The following is a 23,378-nucleotide window of genomic DNA, read 5'->3' as shown; positions in this document are numbered from 1 at the left end:
TGTGAGGCGGGCGCCCCCCCCGTCGGCGGCGCGCCCGCCTACTACCACGGCAGCACCCCGCCTCCTCCCCTGGTCGGATCTCCCCGCACTCACCGGGTGAACCCGCATATCCCCCCGTACCGTCGAAGACATGACGCACATCGACGCGGGCGCCGAACTCGACCCCGTGCACCCCGTCCCGCTGCCCGCCGGCGCGAACGCGAACGCGAAGGGACTGACCGCCGCCGAGGTCGCCGACCGCGTCGCCCGGGGCGAGGTCAACGACGTCCCCGTACGCAGCAGCCGCTCCACCGCCGACATCGTCCGCGCCAACGTCTTCACCCGGTTCAACGCCATCATCGGCGTGCTCTGGCTGATCATGCTGGTCGTCGCCCCGTTCCAGGACAGCCTGTTCGGCTATGTGATCCTCGCGAACACCGGCATCGGCATCATCCAGGAACTGCGCGCGAAGAAGACCCTGGACTCCCTCGCGGTCATCGGCGAGTCCCGCCCCACCGTCCGCAGGGACGGCACCGCCACCCCCATCGGCACCTCCGAGATCGTGCTGGGCGATCTCATCGAGATCGGGCCCGGCGACAAGATCGTCGTGGACGGCGAGTGCGCGGAGGCCGACGGCCTGGAGATCGACGAGTCCCTGCTCACCGGCGAGGCCGACCCGGTCGTCAAACAACCCGGCGACCAGGTGATGTCGGGCAGCTTCGTGGTCGCGGGCGGCGGCGCGTTCACCGCGACGAAGGTCGGCCGCGAGGCGTACGCGGCGCAACTCGCCGAGGAGGCGAGCCGTTTCACCCTCGTCCACTCCGAACTGCGTACCGGTATCTCCACGATCCTCAAGTACGTGACCTGGATGCTGATCCCGGCCGCCGTCGGCCTCGCCATCACGCAACTCGTCAGCAAGGACAACGACTTCAAGGACTCCATCGCGCGCGCCGTCGGCGGCATCGTGCCCATGGTTCCCGAAGGCCTGGTCCTGCTCACCTCGGTCGCCTTCGCCATAGGCGTCGTCCGGCTCGGCCGCAAACAGTGCCTCGTGCAGGAACTCCCGGCCATCGAGGGCCTCGCCCGCGTCGACACGGTCTGCCTCGACAAGACGGGCACGCTCACCGAGGGCGGCATGGACGTCACCGAGCTGCGCCCCCTGGGCGACCTGGAGGGCGACGAGGCGTACGTACGCGAGGTGCTGGGTGCCTTCGGCGCGTCCGACCCCCGCCCGAACGCCTCCCTCCAGGCGATCATCGACGCCTACCCGGACAGCGGGGACCGGCGCCGCGCGGGCGCGCTGCCCTTCTCCTCCGCGCGCAAGTACAGCGGAGCCTCGTTCGTGGAGGGTGACGGTGACGGCCAGTCGAGTACGTGGCTGCTGGGCGCCCCGGACGTGCTCCTCGCCGACGCCGACCCCGTACTCGCCGAGACGGAACAGCTCAACGAGCAGGGGCTACGGGTCCTGCTGCTCGCCCGTGCCGTCCGGGAACTCGACGACCCGCGGGTCCAGGAGGGCGCACGGCCCGCCGCGCTCGTCGTCCTGGAGCAGCGGCTGCGGCCCGACGCGGCGGACACCCTGCGGTACTTCGACGAGCAGGACGTACGCGCCAAGGTGATCTCCGGCGACAACGCCGTGTCCGTCGGCGCGGTCGCCGCCAAGCTCGGTCTGCCCGGCGCCGCCGCCACGGTCGACGCGCGCCGGCTGCCCACCGAGCGGGAGGAGATGGCCGAGGCGCTGGACCGTGGCTCGGTGTTCGGGCGGGTCACGCCGCAGCAGAAGCGGGACATGGTGGGCGCGCTCCAGTCGCGCGGGCACACCGTGGCGATGACCGGCGACGGCGTGAACGACGTGCTCGCCCTCAAGGACGCCGACATCGGTGTCGCCATGGGCTCGGGGTCCGAGGCCACGAAGGCGGTCGCCCAGATCGTGCTGCTCAACAACAGCTTCGCGACGCTGCCTTCGGTGGTCGCGGAGGGGCGCCGGGTGATCGGGAACATCACGCGGGTCGCCACGCTGTTCCTCGTCAAGACGGTGTACTCGGTACTGCTGGCGGTACTGGTGGTGTGCTGCCAGGTGGAGTACCCGTTCCTGCCGCGACACCTGACGCTGCTGTCGACGCTGACGATCGGGGTGCCGGCTTTTTTCCTCGCACTCGCGCCCAACAAGGAGCGGGCCAGGCCGCACTTCGTCCGCCGGGTGATGCGGTACTCGATCCCGGGCGGGGTGGTGGCGGGGCTGGCGACCTTCACGACGTATCTGCTCGCCCGGCACCACTACACCGGTGAGGGGGCGCTGGACGCGGAGACCAGCGCGGCGACGCTGACGCTGTTCCTGGTGTCGATGTGGGTACTGGCGATCGTGGCGCGGCCGTACACGTGGTGGCGGGTGGGTCTCGTGGCCGCGATGGGGCTCGGGTTCCTGCTGGTGCTGGTGGTGCCGTGGCTGCAGTCGTTCTTCGCGCTGAAGCTGGTGGGGGCCACCATGCCGTGGACCGCGGTGGGGGTGGCGGTGGTGGGCGCTGCCACGCTGGAACTGGTGTGGAAGTGGGTGGACCGCCGCTTTCCCGTCTAGCCGCGGGGACCGAGAAAAGGGTGCGGGTCGGTGGGGGCTGGCCGCGCCGTTCCCCGCGCCCCTAAAAGATTGCGCCGTTCCCCGCGCCCCTAGGTACCTAGGGGCGCGGGGAACTGCGCGGCCGGCCACGACGTGGCCGCAGATGACGTACGACCCCGTGTCGCGGAAGTGGAGCGGAAGGTTACTTCACGTCCACGAAGTCGCCCGCGGCCTTGACCGCCGGAGTGGTCGACGTACCCGCGAAGTTGTACCGGAAGTACCCGTCGGACGCGGCCTTGACCGTGGTCTTCAGCGCACCCTTGGTCCCGGACTTGACGGTCTTGACGTCCACGTACGTGGACGTGCCCTTCTTCTTGAACTGGAGCTTCACCGACTGCACGGTGTACCCCGCGTACTTGTTCGTCTCCCAGTTCGCCCGCGTCAGCGCACCCGTGACCGTGATGGTCTTGCCCTTCTTCACGGGCTCCGGCGACGCGTTCACGGTCAGCCTGGAGTACCGCTGCAGCTTCGTGCTGCCGACCTTGGCCTGCTCGGCGTAGCCGACCTTGGTGAGGTCGAAGTCGGCGGAGGACGGGTCCTCGCCGTTGAAGGCGACCGCGTAGGCGTTCGCCGACCACGCACCGGCGTCGGTGTTCCACAGCTCGCCCTCACCCGGGCGCGCGTCGATGGTGCCCGTGCAGGAGGCGGTGGTGGTGGTGACCACCCTGCAGGTCGGCCACGTGTCGCCGAACAGGATGTTGTCCGGCTCCGCGTAGGAACCCTTGTAGATCTCGACGTCGACGAGGAAGTCGGCGGCGGTGACGTCGACGTCGGCGCCGTGCGTCAGCGTGAACGTCGTCGGGACGGTGACCTGCTTGGTGGTGCCGGCCACGATGGCCTTGCCACTGTTGATCTTCACATTGGAGATGCTCACGTCGAGCGCGTACGGCGCGTCGGCCGCCGCCGCGGCGGCACGGGAGCCGGACTTGGCGGCAGCGGCGTGGGCGGCGTCGAGCACCTTCGCGGTGTCCTCGCGCGAGATCGCCGAACCGTCCGCCTGCGCGGCGGGCACGGCGAAGGCGGAAAGAGCCAGGGCGCCGGTGACGGCGGCCACGGTGGCACGTATACGCATGCAATCCCCTGATGGAGAAAGGGGCCCCGACGGTAGGTCACCACGTCGGGGCCCGAGTGATCGAGAGTCTGTTGACTCAGGTGATCAGATTCAGGGCGGAGGCGAATGGTTGTACGGCTGGTGAATGTTTTGCGAACTCGTGATCACTTCGCCGCCCCGGCCCTCAGTCGAACCAGCGGTCGCGCTCCAGTTCCTCGGTCCTGGACGGGTCCTCAAGGAGGGCGGCGACCTCGAAACGGCGGGGCCACTGCCCGGCCGCCCACGCGAGCGCGGCGGCCACACCCTCCAGCGTGGACGCGTGCAGCACGCCGTCACGGGTGCGGCGCCAGTCGAGTTCGATGCCGTCGACGACCAGTTCCTCGTGCTCGACATAGGTCGCGGGGGTCGACGGGCCCAGCAGAACCCGTACGGACTCCGGTACGTCGTGTTCCGCGCCCTCGCTGGTCACCTCGCCGGTGACGGACTCGCTGAGGCGCCGGACCTGGAACAGCTCGGCGAGGTCGGCGGCGCGCGCGGGGCGTACCGGGAGCAGGGGCGTGCCCGCGGTGAAGGGCAGCAGATCGGGCGAGTCGACGACCACGGCGTCGGCCGCGTCCACGACCCGCACCTCGCCGTCGACCACGGCCCGCACCTCGTCCGGCAGGGTCACCTGGTCGGGGTCGAGGTCCGCCAGCGCGCCGTACAGGGCGTGCAGTTGGGCCGCGGAGACCTCGCGGTCGGGGTCGGCGAGCCGGTCGAGCAGTTCGGCGCCGCCGCCCGGTTCGGCAAGCAGCGCGGCCACGGACGTACGGACGCCGAGGGCACGCAGCACCTGCTCGTCGTCGAAACCGGCCGCGTCGGCGGCGTCGTACAGGCCGTGCAGGAGCGGGTCGCCGCCCTCGGCGCGCAGGCCGGCCGGGCGGCGGCCGTCGAGGACGGGGTGCCCGCGCAGCCACCAGGCGGTGTACGAGCGGATGATCTCGTGCGTCCCGTCCGGCAGCAGGACGCGGACCGGCTGGGTGAGGGCGTCCCGCAGCGGCGGGCGGGAGAGCAGGGCGAGGGCCTCGGGCCAGCGGTCGTCGTCCACGAGGTCGAGGTCGCGCACGGCGACGATCTCGGTGGCGACGGGCGGCACGGGGGAGTCGGGCAGCCCGTCCAGGGCGTCCTCGCACCACACGTCCACGGCGTCGAGCAGCCCGGCGTCGTCGGGTTCGGCGAAGTCGCCGTCCTTCGGCTCCAGTTCGTCGGGGTCGAGGACGACGTCCGTGGCCCGTACGAGCGTGAAGTTGGCCATGACCCCACAGGCGGCGAGGGGCTGTTCGCCCCAGCGTTCGGCGAGTTCGGGGTCGACGGAGGCGAGTTCGTCCTCGCGCATCACCTGGGCGAAGGGACTGCCGGGCAGGACGAGTTCGCCGGCCGGGACGAGTTCGCCCTCGTCGTCGGGGAGCGCGAGGGCGCCGAGCCAGGGTTCGTCGCCGGGTTCGAGGTCGGCGTCCCGGACGAGCGCGAGGACGGTGTCGGCCAGTTCCTCGGCGTCCGGGGTGGTGTCGTCGTCCCAGGCGCCCCGGTCGTCGTCTAGGGAGCCGGCGACGGCGGCGCGGACCTGCGGGGTGGTCAGGACGGCCCGCGCGGTGGCGGGCAGGGCGCCCAGCTTCTCCAGAAGCGGATGCACGGCGTCCGGATGGGCGACCTTGAGACCGAGCCGGGCGAGGGCGTCGGGCGCGGCCTGGGCGCCTTCGGCGGTGGGCAGCAGGATCTGGCGGGGGCCGATCGTCGTCCGGCCGTCGGCCAGCGGCACGGGCAGCCCGGAGAGGCGGTCCGGGTCGACCCCGGCGAGGCTGTCGTACAGGCGCCGCCACCACTCGGGGGCCTTCTCCAGGCCCGCGAGCCGGTCGACCGCCTCGGCCAGCGGGACCCGCGCGACCCCCAGGGTGCGCAGTTCCGCCCGCCGTTCGAGCCCGGCGGGCAGCAGGCTGGGCAGCACCTCCGCGAGGACCCGTACGGTGTCGGCGCCCGCCCCCTCCACCACCTCGGCGTCGCGGGGCCGCAGGGCTTCGGGCAGACCGGAGTCGTCGGCGACGTCGGCGTCGGCGTCGGCGTCGGCGTCGGCGTCGGCGTCGGCGTCGGCGTCGGCGTCGAGTTCGTCGCCACCGGTCCCGGCTGCCGGTTCGACCGCGGGCGGCAGGAACGCCGTACGCGGCAGGCGGTCCAGGATCGCCTGCCGCAGGGACCCGTCCAGTTCGCCCTTGCCGAGCGGGCCGGGCACCAGGTCGATGATCCCCGCGGTCACGGGCCGCCAGGCGGCGAGCAGTGCGACGTACGCCTCCGCCGCGCGCTGCACCAGGAAGTCGGTCAGCGGGCCGGGAGCCGCGTGGCGGCGGGTGGTGTCGAGCGGCAGCGAGGCGATGAGCAGCGCGGGTACGCCGAGAGGTTCGTCACTGGGGGTGGGCGCGTGCACGACAGGGCCGGTGCGAGGGCGGCCCGGGGTGCCGTCGGCGTCGACCGGGACGGCCCAGGTGACCGACCAGTGGGGGCGCAGGCGTTCCTCGACGGGCCGGTCGGCGAGCAGGGCGGGCTCCAGGGACCCGTGCGCGGAGACGGTGCGCCAGCGGGTCGTACCGTCGCGGGAGTCCTCGACGACCACGTCACCGCCGCCCTCGCTCCCGCCCTCGACGCGGCGCCGGATCGTCCGGACGCGGCCGTCCCCGGTCTCGACGACCACTTCCTCAAGGCCGGGCAGGGCCAACAGCAGGGCGTCGTCGATCCCGTCGAGCAGCCGCTCCGCGAGATCCTCCGCCGCCGGGTCCCGCAACGGCAGGACCACGACACTGTCGTACGGGTCCGGCGCGGAACCCTCGGCCGCGAACGGCAGCCGCAGCAGGGGTACGTGGCCGTCGCGGCGGCGCAGTTCGTCGCCGAGGCCGGGGCTGTGGCGGGCGATGTCGGTGGCGAGGTCGCGGGCCTCGACGAGGGACCAGCGGACGCCGCCGTGGCGGCCCAGCAGGGCGGGTTCGTCGGTCACGGCGAGGACGGCCGCGAAGCCGACGCCGAAACGGCCGACCGCGCTGTCGCTGTCGTCGCGCTTGGCGGAGGCACGCAGGGTGGAGAGGGATTCGACGCCGGTGGCGTCCAGGGGGGCGCCCGTGTTGGCGGCGGCGAGTACTCCGTCGCGCAGGGTCAGGCGCAGGCGGCCGGGGACGCCTGCGCGGGAGGCGGCGTCGGAGGCGTTCTGGGCGAGCTCCACGACGAGGCGGTCGCGGTAGCCGCCGAGGACGAGGTCCTCCTCGGAGTTGGCGTCCTCGCGGAACCGTGCCGGGCTGGTCGCCCAGGCGTCCAGCACCCCGCGTCGCAGCCGGGCCGTCCCGAACGGATCCGCGCCCTCGGCAGCCGGCCGCACGAAGTTGCTCACGCTTGACACTCCCTCATCGTCGTACGCCCGCGCGCATCGGCCGGCCGCGGCAAGAAGGTACCGCGCGGGTCCCTTGGCAGGGGGCCAGGGCTGGAAGGGGTGGCTCCGCCGCGTGGGTGGGTGCGGGTGGGTGGGGGCCGGCCGCGCCGTTCCCCGCGCCCCTTAAAAGCCAAAGCCAAAAGATTGCGCCGTTCCCCGCGCCCCTGGGGGCCCGAGGGGGCGAAGGCGCAGCCGAGCCCCTAAGGGGCGCGGGGAACTGCGCGGCCGGCCACACACAACCCGCACATCACAGCCGGGCGCAGCCACCCCAAGGGGCGCGGGGAACTGCGCAATCTTTTGGCTTGAAGGGGGGGAGGGGGCGCGCGATCAGGCAAGCGCGAGCCGCAGGCTAGCTGTGGCCGTACTCCGATGCCGACCCGTCCGGCCCCACCGGCACCGACCCCGAGTCGGGCGAAGGCCGAAGCGGGAACGGATCCACCCGGGTCTCATCGATCACCGGCGGCGCAGGCCGCGCAGGCGCAGGCATGACCGCCGCCTCCGAATGCCCACCACATCCGTACGAGAGCGACACGACTCGCCCGTCCGCCGGCGAGAACTCATTCGCGCACAGACCGAACGCCTGCCCGAGCGACCCGCCCACAGGATTCAGGAACCCACAGCTGACGCACGTCGCGGGAGCGGCCTGAGCCATCGCGGTCTTCGCCCCGTACGACTCCTCCCAACGGTCGGCCGCGACATGCAGCCCGTACCGGGACAGCACGCGAGCCCGCCGCATCCCCAGTTCCTCGGCCACGGACGCGATCGAGCCGCGCGAGGGCACGAGCGGCAGCGCGGCCGGCGCCTGCGGCGTGATCTCGGCGTCCTCCGCCTCGGCGAGCTGGGCCATCTCCTCGGAGATCGGCGCGTTCGGAGCGGGCTCGTCCTCGCCGGAGTAGCCGGGTTCCAGACGCAGGTCCTCCGCGTCCGTGGGCAGCAGGTCCCCGGGACCCATGTCCCCCGGCCGGAGCCGCTCGCTCCACGGCACCCACTCGGGTGCCAGCAGGGCGTCGGTGCCGGGCAGCAGCACGGTCTCGTCGAGGGTGACGACCTTCGCCCGGGAGGCCCGGGCCACCGTCACGGCCCAGCGCCACCCGCGGTAGCCCATCTCCTTGCACTCGAAGAAGTGCGTGACGACGCGGTCCCCTTCGCTGACCAGTCCCGCGTGCTCCCCCACCACGCCGGGAGCGGCGGCCTCCTCGGCGGCGGCCCGGGCGAGGTCCACGGCCTCGGCACACAGACGGTCGGGGGTTCGGCTTCGCGTTGTCGCGCTCACAGGTATCGCTTCTCTCCTACGCCGTCTCACGAGTGCGCCATCCCTCGACGGGGGTGCGGACGGAGCGGACCGGAGGGCCGCGTCGACGTCCGCGCCCGATCGCACTCGGGCGCACCTACGTCATCCATTCTGCGGGATGACCGAGAGGCGCGCGGCCGAGAACAACCGCCGCGGGCGCGCTACGCACGCTACCGTCTCGTGGGCGCTGGGCCTACACCGGCGTTGCCTTCATGCTGTCGCGCCGTCTCCCCGACCGGGTGCACGGGACGCTCCAACCGGGTGCGCGGGGCGCTCGCGGCCGGTGCGCAGAGCGCTCTTCGCGCATGTCCGGCACCCCGTCCACCGCGCCCACTCAGCCGCTATACGGGCGGTAACTGCGCTACTTCCGCCAAACTCGGGGCACTATTGCGGAGTGGCAGCCGCAAGGACGCCCCAAGGCGCCACCGGAATCGGTGAGGCCGGGGCAGGACGCAAGAGCGGATCGGGCCCGGTGCGCGGGGCCGTCCGTTCCGTCGGGCATGCCCTGCACCTGCCGTTCAGCGGTACGGCGAGAGGCATCAGAAAAGCGACTCACGCGCACGGCGCGGGCGAGTCGGGCCTCGGCAAACTGATCGAACTGCACGGGGTGAACGGCGCCGGCGACATGCTGATCACGGTCGCGCTCGCCTCGACGGTGTTCTTCTCGGTCCCGACGGACGAGGCCCGCGGCCGTGTCGCGCTCTACCTGGCGATCACGATGGCCCCGTTCACGCTGCTGGCCCCGGTCATCGGCCCCCTCCTGGACCGCCTCCCGCACGGCCGGCGCGCCGCGATGGCGGGCGCGTTCATGGCGCGCGCGTTCATGGCCCTGCTGCTGTCGGGCGCGGTCGTCACGGGCAGCATCGAGCTGTACCCGGCGGCCCTCGGCGTCCTGGTGGCCTCGAAGGCGTACGGCGTGGTCAGAAGCGCCGTGGTGCCCCGGCTCCTGCCACCCGCGTTCTCCCTGGTCAAGGCGAACTCACGGGTCACGCTCGGCGGCCTGCTGGCGACGGGCGTGGCGGCCCCGATCGGCGCGGGCCTCCAGGCCCTCGGCCCCCGCTATCCGCTCTACGGCGCCTTCCTGATCTTCGTGGCGGGTACGTTCCTGTCGTTCTCCCTGCCGCACAAGGTCGACTCGGCCAAGGGCGAGGACAAGGCCCTGCTCGCCGCGGACGAGCAGCATCTGCACGGCCCGCACCTCAAACAGCCCAAGCGTCCGGGCCTGCGCACGGTCGGTACGGCGGTCACGCACGCGCTCGCCGCGAACGCCGCGCTGCGCGGCCTCTCCGGGTTCCTGATCTTCTTCCTGGCGTTCCTGCTGCGCGAACACCCCCTCGCGGGCGCCAGCGCGGCGGTCTCACTGACCGTCGTGGGCGTGTCGGCGGGCGTGGGCAACGCGCTCGGTACGACGGTCGGGGCGGCCCTGAGATCCCGGGCGCCGGAGCTGATCATCGTCACCGTGGTCGCGGTGGTGCTCGGGGTGGCGATCACGGCGGCGGTGTTCTTCGGGGTGCTCCTGGTGGCGGTGCTCGCCGCGTTCGCCGGGTTCGCCCAGGCGCTGTCCAAGCTGTCCCTGGACGCACTGATCCAGCGGGACGTACCGGAACTGGTGCGGACGTCGGCGTTCGCACGCTCGGAGACACTCCTCCAGATGGCCTGGGTGGTCGGCGGGGCGATCGGTATCGCGCTGCCGCTCATCGGCACGCTCGGGATGGCGGTGGCGTCCGGGATCATCGCGCTCGGCTGGCTCACCACGGTCCGCGGGCTGCTGAGCGCGGCCCGGCACGGCGGCCGCCAGCACGCACACCTGGCCTGAGCCGTCCGGTCCTCACCGGCCGCCCTCCGATCCGCCCCCGGTCGCCCTCCGATCCGTACCCGGCCGCCGTCCGATCCGTACCCGGCCGTCCCCTGCTCACCGGAGTGATCCGGGCCCGCGGCACGCCGCGTAGCCCACCCACGTAGCCGGGCCGCGCGACCCGCCCGATAACCTTCGCCCATGAGCTCCCAGCGTCCCCTTGCGCGCCGTCGCCGCGCCGTCGCCGCCGCAAGTGCCGTTTCCGCCGGACTTCTCGTGCTGTCCGCCTGCGACAAGCCGACGCCGATGGCCACCGTCACGGTCGGCAAGAATTCGGTCAGCGTCGAGGCCGAGTGCTACGAGGACGGCAAGACCATCGGCAAGGAGGAAGCGACCAAGTGCGCCCTCAAGAAGTCCTCCGACACGATCAGCGTCTCGCAGGGTGAGACGCTGCGCATCGGTGTCGACCCGGAGATCGCCGACGAGGGCTGGGCCCTGTGGCTCAACGGCCAGCAGGTCACTTCCCCCTTCAAGAAGACGTACTACGCCTTCGAGGGCGTCGACCTCTTCGCCGAGCAGTCGGGCCAGGCCGCCCCGAAGACGATCTACATCAGCGTCGTCCAGCAGAACAAGGCCGGTACGCAGGTCCAGGGTGTCTGGAACTTCAAGCTTGAGAACGCGGACGCCTGAGCCGCCGCTGAGCCGCCCGGTTCCCATGGAGCGCCGCTCATGCGTGTCCTCGTAACCACCGCCGTCCCCGCCGAACGGGACGCGGTGGCGGCGGCGTTCACTGCGTCGGCACCGGCGTCGTCGGTACTCCGTCCTCTCGCCGGTGGCGTGGGACCGGCCGCCGCCGCAGCGTCGACCGCCGCCGCGCTCACCGCGGCCGCGCTGGGCGGTGAGCCGTACGACCTGGTCGTCTCCGCCGGTATCGGGGGCGGGTTCCAGCCCGACGCGCCCGTCGGCTCGCTCGTCCTCGCCGACGAGATCACGGTCGCGGACCTCGGCGCCGAAACCGCCGACGGGTTCGTCCCGGTCACCGAACTGGGGTTCGGAACCGTCACGCACCGGCCACCGAATTCACTCGTACGAGAGATCGCGGCCGTCACCGGAGCACGTCAGGGGTCCGTCCTGACCGTCAGCACGGTGACCGGCAGCGCCGCGCGCGCGGTGGAACTGCGCCGGCGCCACCCGCGCGCGCTCGCCGAGGCCATGGAGGGCTTCGGGGTGGCGGAGGCCGCCGCGGCGCACGGCGTCCCCGTCCTGGAGATCCGTGCCGTGTCCAATCCCGTGGGCCCCCGGGACCGCGCCGCCTGGCGGATCGGCGAGGCCCTCGCGGCACTCACCGGGGCCTTCGGGAAGCTTGCGCCCGTACTGGAGAGTTGGAACCCACATGACCTCACCCACTGAGCCCTCGCAGACGCCTCAGCCCACGCAGCCCTCGCAGTCCTCCGAGACGCAGCCGCTGAAGATCGCGTACTCGCCCTGTCCGAACGACACCTTCGTCTTCGACGCCTGGGCGCACGGCCGGATCCCGGGGGCGCCCGCGCTGGACGTGACCTTCGCCGACATCGACATCACCAACGGCATGGCCGAGCGCGGCGAGTTCGACGTCCTGAAGGTGTCGTACGCCGTCCTGCCGTACGTCCTGGACGAATGGGCCCTGCTGCCCTGCGGGGGCGCTCTGGGGCGGGGCTGCGGGCCGCTGGTCCTCACCCGGGAGGCGGGCGTGGACCTCACCGGCCGCACGGTCGCCGTGCCGAGCGAGCGGTCGACCGCGTACATGCTGTTCCGCCTGTGGGCCGCGGACACGGTTCCCGGCGGGGTCGGCGAGATCGTCGTCATGCCGTTCCACGAGATCATGCCCGCGGTACGGGACGGGAAGGTGGACGCCGGACTGGTCATCCACGAGGCCCGTTTCACGTACCAGAACTACGGTCTGCACAAGCTCGCGGACATGGGTGAGCACTGGGAGCGGACGACGGGGCTGCCGATCCCGCTGGGCGCGATCATCGCCCGGCGGGCGCTGGGCGAGGCCACTCTGGGGCTGCTCGCCGAGTCCGCACGGGCGTCCGTGCGGGCCGCCTGGGACGATCCCGAGGCCTCGCGGGCGTATGTGATGGAGCATGCGCAGGAGATGGACGCGGCGGTGGCCGATCAGCACATCGGGCTGTACGTCAACGAGTTCACGGCGGACCTCGGCGAGGACGGGTACGCGGCGGTCCGGGGCCTTCTCACGCGGGCGGCGGCGGAAGGTCTTGTGCCCGCGCTCGCCCCGGGGGCGCTGGACTTTCCCTAGCGGGATGGGGCGTAGGGGGCGCGGAGTGCGGGTGCGGGTGCGGGTGCGGGTCCGGTGGGGGCTGGTCGCGCAGTTCCCCGCGCCCCTCATGCGGGCTGCGCCCATGAGGGCGCAGCCCGGGCCGGTACCCGTTGGATACCAGGTCGGCTATACGTCCAACTGGTCCGCCACCGCGCGCAACAGGCCCGCGATCTTTGCGCCTGAGGCCTTGTCGGGGTAGCGGCCTCGTTCCAGCATCGGGGTGATGTTTTCCAGGAGGGTCGTCAAATCCTGGACGATGGAGGCCAGTTCGTCGGGCTTGCGGCGCTGGGCGGCCGCGACCGAGGGCGTGGGGTCCAGGAGCGTCACCGAGAGCGCCTGGTCACCGCGCTGTCCGGCGACCACACCGAACTCCACCCGCTGCCCCGGCTTGAGAACATCGACTCCGGCGGGCAGGACCGAGGAATGAACGAAGACGTCGCCGCCGTCGTCGCGGGAGAGAAAGCCGAAGCCCTTCTCGCTGTTGAACCACTTGACCTTGCCAGTCGGCAAAGCACACGCTCCCTCGATCGGTCCCGGACGGGGCCGGACGCTTGTCAGAATGCCGCTGAACAGCCTACCGAGGCTCTCCCCACCGACACACGGGCTTAATCACGCCTGAAAACAAGACTGAGCCCCCACCTAGTGAAGGCAGGGGCGCAGAGGGACCGTTGGGGCTACCCGATGTGCCGGTAGAGCGTCGCGCGGGAGACTTCAAGCGCCTTGGCAATGGCAGTGATGCTCTCCCCCTTGGCTTTACGAGCCTTGGCGACAGTCAGCACGTCCTCAGTGATGACGGACGGGCGCCCACCCACACGCCCCTGCGCCTTGGCTGCCGCCAGTCCGGCGTGCGTGCGCTCAATGATCATGTCTCGCTCCAACTCAGCAAAGGCAGCCATCATCGTGAAGAAGAACTTCCCCTCCCCCTTCGGCGAGTAGGTACCGGAGAGAGTTCCCGTAAGAATGCGGAGCGCGATTCCATGGGCGTGCAAGACCTCAGCAGTCGTCAGCACGTCCTTAGTTGAGCGGCCCAACCGGTCAAGCTTCCACACACAGAGGGTGTCGCCTTCCCTCATGTAGTCGAGAGCAGCGAGCAGACCAGGGCGCTCCGCGTTCTTCCCGGACGCCTTGTCCTCGTAGACCTTGGAGCAACCGGCCGCGCTCAGAGCGTCCTCCTGAAGCTGAGCATGCTGAGCCTTGGCGCTGACCCGCTTGTATCCGATGACCGCCATGATCCGTTCCCCTCCCTGATGTTCCCTGCCGACACAGAAAGTGTCTCATAACCCGTCTCAAAACATCAAGGCATCGAGAGAGGTTATGAGACGGGTTTTGAACGCCGATACGGGGTCCGGGAGGCGTCTCGCCGGACAGTCCCGCAATCGACCGTTTCTGAGACGCGGTCGCCAGGCGCAAGCTTGCTACAAAGCTTGAGACAATAGATGTGAGGAGCGAGGGAACCGGACAGACGAGAGAGACCAGAGGAGACAGACACGGAACTAGGGCCAGGCGCACCCATCGACATGGACGCGGTAGACCGATTGGGAGCCGAGACGGCAGCGCGCAGCGAGGAAGGGGTGCAGAACATCAGGGGCGCACTGCGCCAACTGGCAGGAGGGATGGAGGGGCGCAGCGCGGCGTTCGCCCAGGGAGCCCTGTCGGGGAAGATCCTTCCCGCTTATGTCAATGGCTCGGGGCGCAGATCAATCCCCCAAGCCGGATAAGCGAGTTTTACGCAGCGCAACCAACTGAGCCCTAGCAATTACCGATAGTGATTGCTAGGGCTTTTTGCCATCCCGGGCCACTCCTGGCCTCACCAACATTGAATGCGTATCTGCCATAATTAGATCTAGAAGGGTGCGGCAGACGGAGAGAAATAACCGACTGACCCCCTGGAGAGATTAATGAATACGAGCACGTTGCCTATCTGGCACGCATCCGTATCACTACCGGCCAAGCTCACGTACATGGCCTATCGCGCCGGACTACCACTGAAAGACGATTCGCTCAGTGATGCGCTGTTCAAGCTGAGACAGGCTCCGAACGTATCCCTGGACGAGTGCGTACGGGAGCTAGAGGAATCTGGCTGGCTATGACCAGAGGCACACTAACGACTTGCAGAAAGGAAGAGGATGGAAGAGCAGACAGTAGAGACCCCGGTCTACCTACTCAATGACACCTTGATTGGACCCCGCGCACAGTTCCTTTGGATCTATATCAAGGCGTACGGCGGAGATCCCAGACGGCTCACACAAGAGCACCTGGCCAAAGCCATCGGGGCAGGAAAGAACCGAACAGACCTCAGAGAAGCAGTAAGTCAACTAGAGCGTCACGGGTGGCTGCGAGTGAACCGCACCGTTAAGCCACATTGCTACAAATTGATCAGGAAAGACACAGAGGAGTCAACACTATGGTGAACACCAACGCATTCAGCAGCGGAACACAGGAAGGGAATTGGTGGGCGAACTATGTAGCCACCGCGCCGGAGCGTGAGGCCAAGAAATCAGAAGAAGAGGCAGCAAGAGTTTCTGCGCAGCGCGCAATGATTGATCGGTACCAAAGAGAACAGGCACTGAAATACGCAGCTCCTGCAATTACCTCAGTCATCCAGACCTACACAGTTAAGGGAGAGATGGCCGACACTGACACCGTCGCTAGCGATGTCTCACAGATGTTGCCTGACGCTGCTCCAGGGCTATTCCGGCAGGTACTTGATGATCTCAAATCCCAGGGCAAGGTATACGAGGTGCAGAACGCTCCCGGTTTCATGGGAATGCGTTCCAGCCACCTCTATCTAGTGGACAGGTGATGAAAGACCCAAGTGAACTGAGCTTTCCGGCGCAAGCCGTGTACTCCGAACTCGACAGAACCGGCGAACTGATGAGGCGAGATGAGTTCTTGGAAGAATTCGGAGACGGCTACGAGGCAATCATCAAAGAACTCCAAACAGCCGGTTTCTATTCTGCGCCGGTTCAGAGTTCTCGCGAGAACTCATCAGGAGTTCTCTTCAAGAATAGGAACACCCGGTACGGCTTAGAGTTCCATTAAAGGCAAGAACTGTCCAACGCAACGACAAAGCCCCGCTAGTTCGCAATGAACTAGCGGGGCCTCGGAGGAGCGACGCGCGAAAGAACCAAGAAGCGTACCGAATCATGAACCAGAATCAGCAATCGAACCCAAACCCATGCGAGAGATTGCCAATGTTGAAACAGTCGAACGGCGAACCGTCCAGAAAAAGGGCCGAGTCGATGGACTCAGCTTTCCAGAACTATATAAAGGATACCAGGAATGACAGACACAGTCGGAAGGGAACTCATCGAGTTCACGGACACACGACCAGGCTACGAGAACCGCGACGGAAGCTTTGTGATCGTCCCTAAGAAGATGGCGCAGGACTCAAACCTGTCGGACGCCGAATATCGCGTACTCAGCTACCTTCACGACAAGGCAGGTAACCCGAACCCGGAGCTTTACAACGCGAAGAACCGCGATTGGTGCCGTATCGCCTTCCCCTCTATCGAAACAATCGGTAACGAGACCAACCGCAGCAAGAGACAGGCGCAGGAGACCGTTACCAGCCTAGATCTAAAGGGCTACGTCAAAATTGTTCACCGCAAGACCAGCAAGGGAATCAACAACGTCTATGCAGTCCAGTTCCCTTCCTGGTACCAAGCCCTCAACAAGGTCAACACCTTCACTCAGCTAGTAGTAATAGGTAAGAAGGCAGCCAAGAGAGGTAGTGCGGAAAACCTCCCTACCCCTAACGCGGAAAACCGCACAACCTCAAGTGAGGAAAACCGCACTGTAAATAGCTCCATTGAAATAGCTCCACATGAAACAGGTACAAGTACGGAGCTGCGCTCCGAAGAGCTACCAGAGGAGAACCAGGGAAAACCCTTGGCAGAGACTATGACTCCTCCCCTTGGTGGACTAGCTAACGAAGCTCTTGAGGAAGTTGGCTCCTCTACCTTGGCTGACGAAAGTCACGGCTTCGCCGCTCCTATCTCTTCCGCTGGTGACGTAGTCGACGCTCACGCGTCTCCTCCCTCTGGTGCAACTAAGAAGCGTGGTTACTCCTTCACTCCCAAGAAGAGAATTGATCGAGTACCCGCACCTCGCAATGCCTCTGTACGCGCCTCTGGCGCAGAGCCTGAGGCATCGGAGCCTGAGACTCCCCAGAAGCCTTCAGAGGACGTCTGGAAGCCTCTCAGGCGGGCCGGGGAGTCCGATGAGGACTACAACGCACGTCTACTCAAGGCGATGCTTGTCAGAGACCAGGCACGCAAGGATAGAGAGAAGATCGAGCAAGCACAGAAGGTAATTCGCAAGACGCACGACCACACGCTTACTACCTCTGCGGGCATTGCCCGACTGGCCAATTACGAGAGAATCAGAGGTAATGGATAGAGGAAGTGATTAGCGCCAATGAGAAAGTCCAGGGATGCGAATTCCCTGGACTTCTCTATTGCTATTCCATTGAATATGGAATACCTCGGCCGGCTCGTGATACGGAATTCCCTTTCTTTCATAATCGAAAAGGCTACTACATATGCTTTCCAAAGGAATTCTATACGCGACTCCTGCTTTTCTGGGTAGTTCCGTAGGTGTCTGGACTAGAAGTAGTTACTCATGTCTACCCCCTAAAACAGAAGTGCCGATACCTCCGAGTTTCGGAGATACCGGCTTTTCCCAGAGTAGTTACTACTCTGGATAATTCATCGTCATGACACGCCCTGTCTTGACGGCCATCTTTCCTGCCTTGTACAGCGTCAGAATCAAGCACTTGGTTCCTGACTGGTTCGTCCCTGGCTCGATGGACAGAATCTCTACTGTCTTCCCATTCCAGAGCCTCAGATGGTCACCCGCCTTCAACTTCCTCGCTGGCTTACTTATTGGTCTACTGATGTTGTCTACCTCCCTTCCTTTGGGGTAGTTACATCATCTCATCCAGCACTGACAAACGAGAATGACCCATTCCGCTTCTGGAAACAGAAGAGCGCCCGGCTCCGACAGGGAACCGAGCGCCCTCTTACACCTAAATGAGAAGAGAACGCGGCCTCCCCAACACTTCCTGCCTTTCATCCTCAGTCATCCGGCTTAGCCGGTACTCCCGTTCCAGGGTTCCCAATTTCGCATCTAGCAGCATCTGATCAAATTCATCCGGGACGACATAAGTGCCGTCCAAAAGACGAGCAACCATCTGCACATTCCCCAAAGGTGCAATCGATCCGGCACGAATCACTACCTTCCACACAAGTGCGTCAGATGCGGGAAGTTCATTCTTATCAGCACCCTCAATTTCCATCTCGATATCATTATCGGTGGATAGGTGGTTCTTTTCCTGTGTTGCCCTCAGCGACTCAATGAGGACAGGAGTCGGGCGGCTGCTTACAAAACGAACCTTACAGACCACCACCAACTCACCATCCAAGTGCTCGACGCACGGCTCCAGAACCATTCGAGGACGGGCGCATGCACGTCTATATGTAGCCCAAGATGCGATCATATTCATTACAGCGGCAAAAGCTGCGACCACAGCTACAACTAGAGCCCATTCAGCAGTAGACATAGACTCAGAATGCCCGTAGCCAGTACCGAAGTATGCGGATTTGAGGAACCTCTGCGGTTGGGCATGAGGAAGCCCCCGGACCGCTTGTGCGAAGCGTCTGAGGGCTCTCTGAGTGATTGACCTACTCCCCCGGCTCCTCGTGGTCGGGGATTCTCTGTGCGCGGCTCTCAGCGACGTTCAGAACCTCTGTCAGGCTCTCGATGAGCCGTCCGGCAATCCACCTCAGCTCATCCGCCGTGAGCTTGGCTTCCGGAGTCACCATCGGCCGCGCCAACTCCACGATGACCGCAGCGTTGTTGATCTGCTGGCTCTCGACCCTGTCCGCCAGGAGGGAAAGCGGAGAGTACGGGCTGTCCGCGATCAGATGCGCTGGCTTCCCCTCCGGCCCCTTCCAGGGCAAGAGCCGTACGTGACTCCGTCCGTCCGTGTTCAGTGCGCTTGCTCGGTCGTTCACTGTCCTCAGCTCCTCACAACCGGTGTGAGCTGAGCTTATGCGGTTACGCGTAAGCGCGGTAGCAGAGATCTGCGATACCGCAGAGGCTGACGGTATGGCTGATCTTGACCGCTCCCGGAACCTCTGGCCGCAGATTGCCGACGACCTGCGCCGCCGGTTGCGCGCTGGCGAGTGGTCACCTGGTGAGCGCGCTTCCCCGGAACGGTCGCACTGGCAGCGGAGTACGGCACGGCCCAAGCCACTACACAGAAGGCGGTCGTAGCGCTCCGCGCCGAGGGGTGGCTACGCCTGGAAGTCGGACAGGGCAACTACGTCACGGACGCTCCCCCACTAAGCCTCTGAGGCTCCACGCCCCCACGAACGGCCCTGAGTGCCCCTCAGGCGGTCCCGGAGCGCTCTGCCGCCCAAGCCCCCGGTCCATGACCCCAATAGAGCCTCAGGGGACCGTACGGCGATTCCAGGGGTACGAGGATCGTCAGCGCTCCACCGGAAGAGCACCAAGCCCCTCAAGATCACCCCCCTTCCCCCAGACCCCCTATCCCCTTTAGGGAGAGAATTACCTACTCCCTATAACAACCCTTACAGGCCCTACTTAGGGCGCAATAACGGGCGCGCACGCGTGATACAGAGCAACCAGAGATCTGTCAAGGTTAGAGAAAACCCCTGGTCAAGCACTGAAAGGCTACTGCCTATCCCCTTGGCAGTCCTGAGCACGAGGAAGACCGAACCACCCCTAAATGAATTCGACCTATTAAAGGTAGGGGTGGTCCGAATTCGCAAACAACTCAGAAAAAGAATAAGGCCCCGCTATTCAGCGGAGCCCTTTCTCTTTGCAGTGAATTACCTGGCGTACTCCAATGCCTTCCACAATTGCTTATCTGTATTGTGACTGACGACCAGCCTCGTCATCTTCTTCTTTCCGGGGCGGGAAAGCGCCAACTCATTTGCCATGGTCTGAATATCTCCCAGATCCATAACCATTCCCTTATCTTTCTCGTCAGTCCCCTTATCCCAAGCCCAGACTTTTACGCCATAGGTACGGAGGAATTCCCTACGGTCTTCCTGGTCTTTCGACTCCCAGACTTCCCCGTACTTCTTACCTGTGGCTTTCAGAGCCGGGTTAGCCCTGTCCGCTTCCTGCTTAGCCAGTAGAGCCACCTTTGCCGACAGACCCTTGTGCATTCGCATGTACGACTCTTCCTGCCCCTCCCCGTCGTACTCTCCTGCGATGTACATTGCTTCCAGGTTATCCAGTCGTGCTTTTGCTTCCTGGAGTTCCCTTGCCTGACTAGGTCCCGTACCGGCACGCTCGTACATTTCCCACGTGCCTACGCTCTCCCGAATCTGCTGGTCAACCCATGCATCGAGCACGTCAGCACGGACGTAGAGACCTGTTGAACAGTCGCCTCCCTTGAACTTGTTGGAGCAGCGGTAGTACCTGTGACCAGGAACTTTCGTGTTGTCCTTCCTGGTGTGACCTGAGCCGAGCAGCGAGGTAACCGGCGCGTCGCATTCACCGCACCGAGCAATACCAGCAAGCAAACTCTTTGCACCTGTACGGATTTCCGCCCCTACAGGTTTGGGTGCCGGTTTGATCCTGTCGACAAGGTCTGCCCATTCATCCATGGACGCGAGAGGCTTTTCCGGGAGAATGACCGGCTCTCCCTGATCATCCAAGACAGCCTCACCCTTATAGGCGTAGATACCGGGAACCCATGAGGAGCGGATGAACTTATTGATGATGGTGGACTGCCACTGTGTCCCCTTGGCTTCCTCCCCCTTCAACGTCCTGAGGTGGTCTCCCCACGTGAGTACGCCACGACCGTTGAAGTCTCGGGCAATCCTGTGTGTGGACTGACCCTCACGGACACGAGAGAAGATCTCTTCCACGTGAGGGTGGAAGTCCTGGTCAATCTCCAGAACCTTCCTCTTGCCTCCTTCCACGGCTTTGATGCGGTAGCCGGTAGGCGGAGCGCCTGTAAGCCATGAACGGTTCTCCAGACGGCTCTGTACGCCGTTCAGGATGCGTGCCTGGATCGTGTCCCACTCAGCCTCAGCAAAGACGGCAGTCATACGAGCCATCATCTTGCCCTGAGGGGTGGAAAGATCGAACCCCTCCTCCACGCAAACGATGTACTTGCCGTTTTGCTGCGCCCATTCCAAGAGTTCGTTGAAGTGCATCGAGCGACGGGTGAGCCTGTCCATCTTGGCTGCAATGATCACGTCGAACTCATCCGCGCGGGACGTGAGCCACCTACCGAGTCGCGGACGCTTGAACGGAGAGATGGAGCCTGAGACGTCGGTGTCCTCTGCCTCGCCCACCAGGATGCCGGACAGGTGTGGAGCGGCCACGTAGTGGCGGATGACGCCACGCTGCCACTCGATGGACGTAGAGCCGTCCGAGTCGGCAGAGAGGCGCAGGCAGGCGAGGTAGCGCAGACCGGGTGTCATGAGGGGAGGCTAGCGGAGTCTGTGTGCCTAGGTAACTGGCTTGACCTTGCCGGTAGGCACGTCTGTCCTCGTCCTCGTACTCGTCGGAAACTGCGTCGGAAAGACTTCAAGACTTCGGCTGAAACTGCTCGGGAAACAGGTCCGTACAGCACTACAGCGGGTCGTCGGACCCGCCTGTACCAAGGCTAATGGTCCGGCGGCTGCTGACAAGACGTCGCCGGATTGTTCCTCAGGGCAGGGAACTACCCTGGTCGAGTGCGTGACAAAACCCAACCGAATTCCGCCGCGGCCGGAGAACGACTCATCCGTGCCGGTGCCATCGTGTTCTTCGTCGGAGCTGTGGCCACTCTGGTCACCGTGGCCCCGCTGCTGCTCGACACGACGCCCTTTCCTACGTACATGTTCGGTCTGAGCATGTTGATGGGCGTCGGATTCCTCATCGCGGGAGCGGGGGTGTTCCGGTCGATCGCCGACGGCCGCCGGCAGGCACGCGGAGGTTTGTGAGCCCCTACTGGTGGGCTGCCAGCCAATTCGGGAACTCCAGCAGGTCCTTGAGGACCACGTCGGCGCCGGCCGCGCGCAGTTCCTCCGCGTCGCACGGGCCGGTGGCCACCGCGACGGACAGCGCTCCGGCGGTACGGGCGCCGCGTACGTCGCCGGTGTGGTCGCCGACGTAGACGCCCGCGTCGTACTCGCGCAGGGCCTCCGCCTTGCGCTCGGCCCACAGGTCGCCGATGACCGCGTCGGCGTCGATGCCGAGATGGCTGAGATGCAGCTTGGCGTTCGGCTCGTACTTGGCGGTGACGACGATCGCCCGGCCGCCGGCGGCCCGTACCGCCGCGATCGCCTCACGGGCGCCGGCCATCGCGGGCGTCGGGGCGATGGCGTGGGTGGGGTACATCTCCCGGTAGACGTCCGCCATGGCCGCGACCTCCTCGGCCGGAAACCAGTTGACCAACTCGTCCGCGAGCGGCGGCCCGAGCCGGGTGACGGCGAGGTCGGCGTCGATGAAGGTCCCCGTCCGCACGGAAAGCGCCTGGTAACAGGCCCGGATCCCGGGCCGGGAGTCGATGAGGGTCATGTCGAGGTCAAACCCGACAGTCAACACACGAGAAGTCATATAAGCCATTGTGCCCACTGCTTTCAGGGGCGCGGGGAACTGCGCGCCCAGCCACAGCACACCCGCACCCGACAACCACCCCAGCCACCCCTTTCCTGGGGGCGCGGGGAACTGCGCGCCCAGCCCCCACCGGCCCGCACCCGACAAACGCCCCGCCCGGGACGGGAGCGCCCCGTCACTTCCGGCGCTGCGACCGCCACACCAGGTACAGCGCCGAAGCGACAGCCGCGCCACGCAGAACCCACGGCCAGGTCTCGCCGATCGCGTCGCTCATCTCGTCCTGCGCGATCGGCGCACCCCACCGCCCCTCCGAACGGCCCCAGATCCAGACGATGCCCCCCGAGGCGACGAGGCCGGGCACGACGAGGACGGCCCACTTCGCCTCGGTGGGACTCAGGCGGCGCGAGAGGTAGGCGATGAGCCAGCCGAGGCCCAGCATGACGAGGTTGCCGATGACCGCGCCGGCGACCAGGAGGGCGGCGGCGACCAGGAGGAGCGGGTTGGACCAGCCGCCGCCACCGCCGAGGGGGCGCAGGCGGGGTACGAAGCGACGGCGTACGCGCCCGGCGGGTGCGGGTACCTCGACGACCTCCGCCGCCGCCCCGGACGTCGGCTCGGACTTCGGTTCGGATTCGACCGTCTTACCGGATTTGTCGAGCTTGTCGGGTTCGTCGACCGGCGGCGGCCTGAACATTTCCGGGATCTCGACGCCGCCCGTGAACCCCGGCACGCTGTCCGTCGCCCCGAGCGGGCCGCTCTCCACCCGCCACCAGTCGGGCTGGGGCCCCGTGCCCAGTTCCTCCGTGCTGGCGAGGTGCGGCGGGGTGGGCGGGGAGCCGACCATCCCGGTCGACTCCGACGCGGCGACCTCGGGGCCGGCGGCACGCGGCCGGGGCACCGTGCGGCGCAGGCGCCTGGGCCGGGCCGCCGGTTCCTGTGCGCGCTGGGCGGGGACGGCGGACCGCTTCGGCGGGGCGGAGTCCGTACCGGCGGCCTTGTCCGTACCGGCACCCGTGTCCGCGCCGCTGTCGGTACGGGAGTTGGCGGCCGCGACCACCGACTCGGGGGTGCCGATGCGATCCAGGATGCGGCGGACGGCGGCCGGGCTGTCGAGGGTCGCTTTCGTGCGGCGCCGGTCGATCTCGCCCCGCAGCTCGGACACGAGCCGCATCCGCGTCCCCGACGGCAGCTGCCTCTGCTGGGCCAGGTCGCCCACCCGGCTCAGATAGTCGAATACGAGCTGGTCGCTCTCGATCCCCACGAAGTCCCCTCCGGGGCGCCCACGTTGCGTT

The 23,378-nt window shown here is 66.8% G+C and carries 18 protein-coding genes; 8 read left to right on the top strand and 10 right to left on the bottom strand.

What is annotated here, in order from left to right:
• Positions 1-130 precede the first annotated feature (130 nt).
• The gene (locus tag C6Y14_RS05500; RefSeq protein WP_107015359.1) at positions 131-2,554 is read left to right on the top strand and encodes an HAD-IC family P-type ATPase; all 2,424 of its coding nucleotides are present in this window, start codon (positions 131-133) and stop codon (positions 2,552-2,554) included.
• 181 nt (positions 2,555-2,735) lie between these two features.
• Here the strand turns inward: C6Y14_RS05500 and C6Y14_RS05495 are convergent, their stop codons facing one another.
• The 3 genes from C6Y14_RS05495 to C6Y14_RS05485 form a co-directional block, all read right to left on the bottom strand.
• On the bottom strand, positions 2,736-3,665 hold the full coding sequence (locus tag C6Y14_RS05495) for a hypothetical protein (protein WP_107015358.1): 930 nt from the start codon (positions 3,663-3,665) through the stop codon (positions 2,736-2,738).
• A gap of 163 nt (positions 3,666-3,828) precedes the next feature.
• The gene (locus tag C6Y14_RS05490) at positions 3,829-7,053 is read right to left on the bottom strand and encodes a sacsin N-terminal ATP-binding-like domain-containing protein (protein ID WP_107015357.1); all 3,225 of its coding nucleotides are present in this window, start codon (positions 7,051-7,053) and stop codon (positions 3,829-3,831) included.
• A gap of 388 nt (positions 7,054-7,441) precedes the next feature.
• A complete protein-coding gene (locus tag C6Y14_RS05485; RefSeq protein WP_107015356.1) occupies positions 7,442-8,365 on the bottom strand; it encodes a DUF3027 domain-containing protein in 924 nt (307 codons plus the stop codon).
• A gap of 412 nt (positions 8,366-8,777) precedes the next feature.
• Here C6Y14_RS05485 and C6Y14_RS05480 point away from each other — a divergent pair, with 412 nt between their 5' ends.
• The 4 genes from C6Y14_RS05480 (at position 8,778) to C6Y14_RS05465 (ending at position 12,477) form a co-directional block, all read left to right on the top strand.
• Complete coding sequence (locus C6Y14_RS05480; protein WP_107015355.1) at positions 8,778-10,199, top strand: MFS transporter; 1,422 nt, start codon at positions 8,778-8,780, stop codon at positions 10,197-10,199.
• Positions 10,200-10,379: 180 nt separating this feature from the next.
• Complete coding sequence (locus C6Y14_RS05475; protein WP_107015354.1) at positions 10,380-10,868, top strand: hypothetical protein; 489 nt, start codon at positions 10,380-10,382, stop codon at positions 10,866-10,868.
• Positions 10,869-10,907: 39 nt separating this feature from the next.
• Positions 10,908-11,588, top strand: a complete 681-nt coding sequence (locus C6Y14_RS05470) for a futalosine hydrolase (protein WP_107015353.1) — start codon at positions 10,908-10,910, stop codon at positions 11,586-11,588.
• Positions 11,572-12,477 carry a 1,4-dihydroxy-6-naphthoate synthase gene (locus C6Y14_RS05465; RefSeq protein ID WP_107015352.1) on the top strand — a complete coding sequence of 302 codons (906 nt, stop codon included), beginning with the start codon at positions 11,572-11,574 and terminating at the stop codon, positions 12,475-12,477. Before C6Y14_RS05470 ends, C6Y14_RS05465 begins: the two co-directional genes overlap by 17 nt.
• A 147-nt stretch (positions 12,478-12,624) precedes the next feature.
• Here the strand turns inward: C6Y14_RS05465 and C6Y14_RS45675 are convergent, their stop codons facing one another.
• Complete coding sequence (locus tag C6Y14_RS45675; protein WP_107015351.1) at positions 12,625-13,008, bottom strand: cold-shock protein; 384 nt, start codon at positions 13,006-13,008, stop codon at positions 12,625-12,627.
• 164 nt (positions 13,009-13,172) lie between these two features.
• Positions 13,173-13,727: a recombinase family protein gene (locus C6Y14_RS05455; protein WP_107015350.1), complete on the bottom strand. Its 555-nt coding sequence runs from the start codon at positions 13,725-13,727 to the stop codon at positions 13,173-13,175.
• A gap of 1,175 nt (positions 13,728-14,902) precedes the next feature.
• On the opposite strand from C6Y14_RS05455, the gene C6Y14_RS43940 reads away from it, so the two are divergent.
• Positions 14,903-15,301 carry a hypothetical protein gene (locus C6Y14_RS43940; protein ID WP_159074176.1) on the top strand — a complete coding sequence of 133 codons (399 nt, stop codon included), beginning with the start codon at positions 14,903-14,905 and terminating at the stop codon, positions 15,299-15,301.
• Positions 15,302-15,780: 479 nt separating this feature from the next.
• Entirely contained in the window at positions 15,781-16,899 is a 1,119-nt protein-coding gene (locus C6Y14_RS43935; RefSeq protein WP_159074175.1) for a helix-turn-helix domain-containing protein, read from the top strand.
• Between the two features lie 628 nt (positions 16,900-17,527).
• On the opposite strand, the gene C6Y14_RS43930 is transcribed toward C6Y14_RS43935, so the two are convergent.
• The 3 genes from C6Y14_RS43930 to C6Y14_RS05440 form a co-directional block, all read right to left on the bottom strand.
• Positions 17,528-18,061, bottom strand: coding sequence for a hypothetical protein (locus C6Y14_RS43930; RefSeq protein ID WP_159074174.1), 534 nt, complete (start codon positions 18,059-18,061; stop codon positions 17,528-17,530).
• A gap of 121 nt (positions 18,062-18,182) precedes the next feature.
• Positions 18,183-18,515, bottom strand: a complete 333-nt coding sequence (locus C6Y14_RS05450; RefSeq protein WP_225890918.1) for a hypothetical protein — start codon at positions 18,513-18,515, stop codon at positions 18,183-18,185.
• A gap of 840 nt (positions 18,516-19,355) precedes the next feature.
• The gene (locus tag C6Y14_RS05440; protein WP_107015349.1) at positions 19,356-20,966 is read right to left on the bottom strand and encodes a recombinase family protein; all 1,611 of its coding nucleotides are present in this window, start codon (positions 20,964-20,966) and stop codon (positions 19,356-19,358) included.
• Positions 20,967-21,221: 255 nt separating this feature from the next.
• On the opposite strand from C6Y14_RS05440, the gene C6Y14_RS05435 reads away from it, so the two are divergent.
• The gene (locus tag C6Y14_RS05435; protein ID WP_107015348.1) at positions 21,222-21,470 is read left to right on the top strand and encodes a hypothetical protein; all 249 of its coding nucleotides are present in this window, start codon (positions 21,222-21,224) and stop codon (positions 21,468-21,470) included.
• A gap of 4 nt (positions 21,471-21,474) precedes the next feature.
• Here the strand turns inward: C6Y14_RS05435 and C6Y14_RS05430 are convergent, their stop codons facing one another.
• Positions 21,475-22,095: an HAD family hydrolase gene (locus C6Y14_RS05430; protein WP_107015347.1), complete on the bottom strand. Its 621-nt coding sequence runs from the start codon at positions 22,093-22,095 to the stop codon at positions 21,475-21,477.
• Between the two features lie 166 nt (positions 22,096-22,261).
• Positions 22,262-23,347: a hypothetical protein gene (locus C6Y14_RS05425; RefSeq protein ID WP_107015346.1), complete on the bottom strand. Its 1,086-nt coding sequence runs from the start codon at positions 23,345-23,347 to the stop codon at positions 22,262-22,264.
• Between the last annotated feature and the right edge of the window lie 31 nt (positions 23,348-23,378).

The sequence above is a fragment of the Streptomyces dioscori genome (assembly GCF_003024195.1).
GTDB lineage: Bacteria > Actinomycetota > Actinomycetes > Streptomycetales > Streptomycetaceae > Streptomyces > Streptomyces dioscori.
The sequence above is the reverse complement of the archived record's forward strand: the minus strand, read 5'-3'. Positions and strand labels throughout refer to the sequence as shown.

What these genes read in the sequence shown, in the direction of transcription:
- C6Y14_RS05470 (WP_107015353.1), top strand. Translation starts at nt 10,908, where the DNA reads ATGCGTGTCCTCGTAACCACCGCCGTCCCCGCCGAACGGGACGCGGTG.
- C6Y14_RS05440 (WP_107015349.1), bottom strand. Translation starts at nt 20,966, where the DNA reads ATGACACCCGGTCTGCGCTACCTCGCCTGCCTGCGCCTCTCTGCCGAC.
- C6Y14_RS05430 (WP_107015347.1), bottom strand. Translation starts at nt 22,095, where the DNA reads ATGGCTTATATGACTTCTCGTGTGTTGACTGTCGGGTTTGACCTCGAC.
- C6Y14_RS05475 (WP_107015354.1), top strand. Translation starts at nt 10,380, where the DNA reads ATGAGCTCCCAGCGTCCCCTTGCGCGCCGTCGCCGCGCCGTCGCCGCC.
- C6Y14_RS05465 (WP_107015352.1), top strand. Translation starts at nt 11,572, where the DNA reads ATGACCTCACCCACTGAGCCCTCGCAGACGCCTCAGCCCACGCAGCCC.
- C6Y14_RS05455 (WP_107015350.1), bottom strand. Translation starts at nt 13,727, where the DNA reads ATGGCGGTCATCGGATACAAGCGGGTCAGCGCCAAGGCTCAGCATGCT.
- C6Y14_RS05495 (WP_107015358.1), bottom strand. Translation starts at nt 3,665, where the DNA reads ATGCGTATACGTGCCACCGTGGCCGCCGTCACCGGCGCCCTGGCTCTT.
- C6Y14_RS43935 (WP_159074175.1), top strand. Translation starts at nt 15,781, where the DNA reads ATGACAGACACAGTCGGAAGGGAACTCATCGAGTTCACGGACACACGA.
- C6Y14_RS43940 (WP_159074176.1), top strand. Translation starts at nt 14,903, where the DNA reads ATGGTGAACACCAACGCATTCAGCAGCGGAACACAGGAAGGGAATTGG.
- C6Y14_RS05500 (WP_107015359.1), top strand. Translation starts at nt 131, where the DNA reads ATGACGCACATCGACGCGGGCGCCGAACTCGACCCCGTGCACCCCGTC.
- C6Y14_RS43930 (WP_159074174.1), bottom strand. Translation starts at nt 18,061, where the DNA reads ATGTCTACTGCTGAATGGGCTCTAGTTGTAGCTGTGGTCGCAGCTTTT.